The sequence below is a fragment of the Salmonella sp. SSDFZ54 genome, from assembly GCF_004010735.1.
GTDB classification, from domain to species: Bacteria; Pseudomonadota; Gammaproteobacteria; order Enterobacterales; family Enterobacteriaceae; genus Salmonella; species Salmonella enterica.
This window is the reverse complement of the sequence record NZ_CP034827.1, coordinates 1-3,175: the sequence shown is the minus strand read 5'-3', so window position 1 is coordinate 3,175 and position 3,175 is coordinate 1. Positions and strand designations below refer to the sequence as shown.

Annotated in this window: 3 protein-coding genes; 1 reads left to right on the top strand and 2 read right to left on the bottom strand. The window is 51.9% G+C overall.

The window, feature by feature from the left end:
• Positions 1-72 precede the first annotated feature (72 nt).
• Both EOS97_RS26620 and EOS97_RS26615 read right to left on the bottom strand, forming a co-directional pair.
• Complete coding sequence (locus EOS97_RS26620) at positions 73-603, bottom strand: hypothetical protein (protein ID WP_000168766.1); 531 nt, start codon at positions 601-603, stop codon at positions 73-75.
• Between the two features lie 11 nt (positions 604-614).
• On the bottom strand, positions 615-1,568 hold the full coding sequence (locus EOS97_RS26615) for a MobA/MobL family protein (protein WP_001360358.1): 954 nt from the start codon (positions 1,566-1,568) through the stop codon (positions 615-617).
• A gap of 179 nt (positions 1,569-1,747) precedes the next feature.
• Here EOS97_RS26615 and EOS97_RS26610 point away from each other — a divergent pair, with 179 nt between their 5' ends.
• A complete protein-coding gene (locus tag EOS97_RS26610; protein WP_001222910.1) occupies positions 1,748-2,143 on the top strand; it encodes a hypothetical protein in 396 nt (131 codons plus the stop codon).
• The last annotated feature ends 1,032 nt before the right edge of the window (positions 2,144-3,175 follow it).

Below are 3,175 nucleotides of genomic sequence, written 5' to 3'. Positions count from 1 at the left end.
TCTCATCAGAAAACGGTGAACGGGACGCGGAATTTTTTCGCGTCCCGTGAGGCGTTGGACAAGCGAAGCGCGTCAGTTTTTCCGGCTCTTCCCTGTTGCTGGTTTGTCCAGTTTCTTTTCAATATCAACAATTTTCTGATACACGACCTCCGTCGCGGTGTAGTTCCTGTCGATCAACGTTTTGGTAAACCAGCCAAGCAACGAGAACATGACCAGAAAACTGACCGTAACACCGATAAACCATTTCAGACTGTATTTATTGAGCGTGTTGTATTCTTTAACAACATTGTGATGAATTGTCGCAATGTCCTTGTTAAGCGCCTCCGCGTTGGCTCTCATCTTTGCCACAGTCTCTTCAAGACGCTGAAAATCCTGGGTCATGCGCTCACCCATCAGCCCCGCAATGTCCGTTTTCTGTACCCCTTTTCTGACTTCATCGCTAACCTGTTTTACAACACTGTCAGAAATATCCCGATACCCCCGCAGTGTTTCCCTTGCGACCGCCAGCGTGTCTGCAACCGCTTTCTGTTGTTCTATCGCAGTGTTTTTCAAATGCTCAACGGACAACAAGAGCGTGAGCAACCCCTCTTCTGTACTCGCCATACAGTCCCCTTTTAACGTTCGTAGTCGTACCCGCGTGAGTTGTCACGAATGCCCATGCCGTGCCCTCGCGTGTTACTCCGCGTCCGCGTTGGCGCACGTTCAAATTCAACTTCACCTGTTTTATTTATTCTTGCCGTAAGCGCGTGCCCTCGCTCCCGTGCGACGTCCTGTAAAAGCGTTTTAACTAACTCTTTTTGCTGAACTTGTGCATCAAATTGATGGCGAACCGAATGCGCTTTCTCTAGAAAATGTTCGAGCGGCTGCGCTCGGTTTTGCAGGATTTCGCGGCGCTGCGCATGATCAAGCCGTGATGAGGCGGCAAATCCGAAATGCCGTTCTGGCGTGCGTTTAATTCCGCGTTCTTCCAGTGAGCGATGGTCAACGCGCACCCTGTGACCATGACGCGCTAAATGCTCGTTCTGTAACGCTGACCAGCTCGCCCGTAACGTCCGCAATTGCTCTTTTTGCTGAGTCGGTGTCAGATTGCCTGAATCTTTTTTTGCGCCTCCCCGTTCGGGATTCTTGGCGTTATAACGCCGGAAATACTGTTCCGGCGAACGTTCCATACCATCGTTAATACGCTGGCTCATCATGATATGCGCATGAGGCTGTTCCCCTCCGTCAATGCTCGCTTTTGGATTGTGAATGGCAAAGCTATAGGCGTGCCGTTCTCCAGCTACCTGACGCACAAAATCCTGCACCAGTTCAATGCGCTGATCCGGTGTCAGTTCACGCGGCAAGGCGATTTCGATCTCCCGATAAGTCGAACCATTCGCACGTTCAAACTGATCAGCCGCTTGCCAGAAATGGGAGGGATTATCTCGCGCCCAGCCTGGCATATTCCCGTGCTCTGAGTATTCCAGATCTTTTCGTTTCTCGTACTCGCCTTTGCGTTCGATGTAATCGGCATGGTTTCCGGCCTGTCCCTTGCCGCCAAATTTTACATTGAGGTGATAGGTTGCCACGGTGTTAGCCCTCCGCAGGAGCGCACATGTTTCTGAGCCAACGGCGAAGAAACATATAAGTGCGCTTCCTGCTAATTTTACGAATTAGCACGGAAGATACCCCCCTGCACCCACCCACCGCAAGCGATATACTGCACAACCCCAACACACCGCAAAAAACACCAGGGAGCATCCCAAACATGCGCATCAGCAACATCGACTGGTTGAAGAAACGAATCGGCTTTATCAGGAAGCTCGGAGAACAGACCGCACGACAGAGGCAGATCATTGACCTGCTCGATAACGAAGCCGGACTAACAGAACAGGAGCGCAAACTACTCCACGTCCTGGCAACCGCAGAAAAAAACGAGCTACAGGCACAGGAGAACGCACGCAAACAGGCCAACCAAAAACGGATGGAGGGGAAAACACAACGACGGGAACGCAATCACCGCCTGTTTCTTGCGGCGGGGTTACTGATCGAGGCCGGACTAGTGGACACAAAAACAGGCGAACTGAGATACCCAAAAGACAATATATTACAGAAACTTAAGGCAATCAGGCTCGATCTTGAAACAAGCCCAGATCATCATTAATTCCGCTGCGTGGTGGTGCGTTTGCCTGCCGGTGTTCAATGTTTTCGATTTCGCGACGCGCTACGCGCGGATCTGGCATAGGTGCGTACGTGCTCAATGTGGTTTCCGGTTCACTTCCGCTTCCTCGCCCACTCGCTCACTACGTTCGGTCGCTGGGGCTGCGGCGAGCGGTGGGATCACTCTCACATGATGCAGATCCTTTTTTTTTTTTTTGCTCTGGAGTTATCAGTTGTTGCGGTGCTCATGGGATCGTGCGATATGCTGGATGGTGGAAGGTCGGAGGGAACGGCAACAACTCACCCCTCCCAGTGAAGGGACGGGTAGTTTGCCGCTCTCGATATGCCGGACGGAGCCAAGGCCATCGATCACGGGGCGCGTCGGTGGAAGAACCCGCGCCTGCGTGACGTATGCGTCTTCGCCGCACCATCTCACCCGTCACGCCACCACATACCGGGAACTGCCGCCAAGGTCTAACTCAACCAATCTAGCCGCGCTACATACGGTTTTTGTGGCAACTCATCAGGTGTCCGCTGTCGATGAAACTCTCTGCGCCGGTAGCGGAACTCTCACGCGTGCGGTTGCCGTCGTCACAGCTCCCCCAACCGCAAACGGTCTTTGCAAACACGCAATCATCTGCAAAAACAGGATTTTTTCGGGATTCTGGGGAGGCTGTGCGGTCGGTAATGCTTGAAGAATACAGAAGGTTCATGCAAACTGAATGAACTGGTTTCCGTTGTCGCCGCAACAGACTCCACAGGAACATTGAGGAGGTCGAAAACCTCAATGAACCCGAAGAAGCTCGCCTAACGGCGGGCTTTTTTCGTTCTACGCTCCCTGACGAAAGATCGCAAGCACAATAACGCGATTTTTCACGCTTTTACGCTCAAAACATCAAAAAACCATGCTTTCCCCCACCCCTACCTCAAAAAACGCGTCAGAAACGTTTCCAGGGGCTTGCATAACTATTCACAAAAGTGATTCGGAATCAATTTCGCCAAATCTGAGCACCGAACGGGTCAAAACGGCAAACTT

Excerpts from the sequence above, each read along its gene's own strand:
- EOS97_RS26620 (WP_000168766.1), bottom strand. The coding sequence starts at position 603 with ATGGCGAGTACAGAAGAGGGGTTGCTCACGCTCTTGTTGTCCGTTGAG.
- EOS97_RS26610 (WP_001222910.1), top strand. The coding sequence starts at position 1,748 with ATGCGCATCAGCAACATCGACTGGTTGAAGAAACGAATCGGCTTTATC.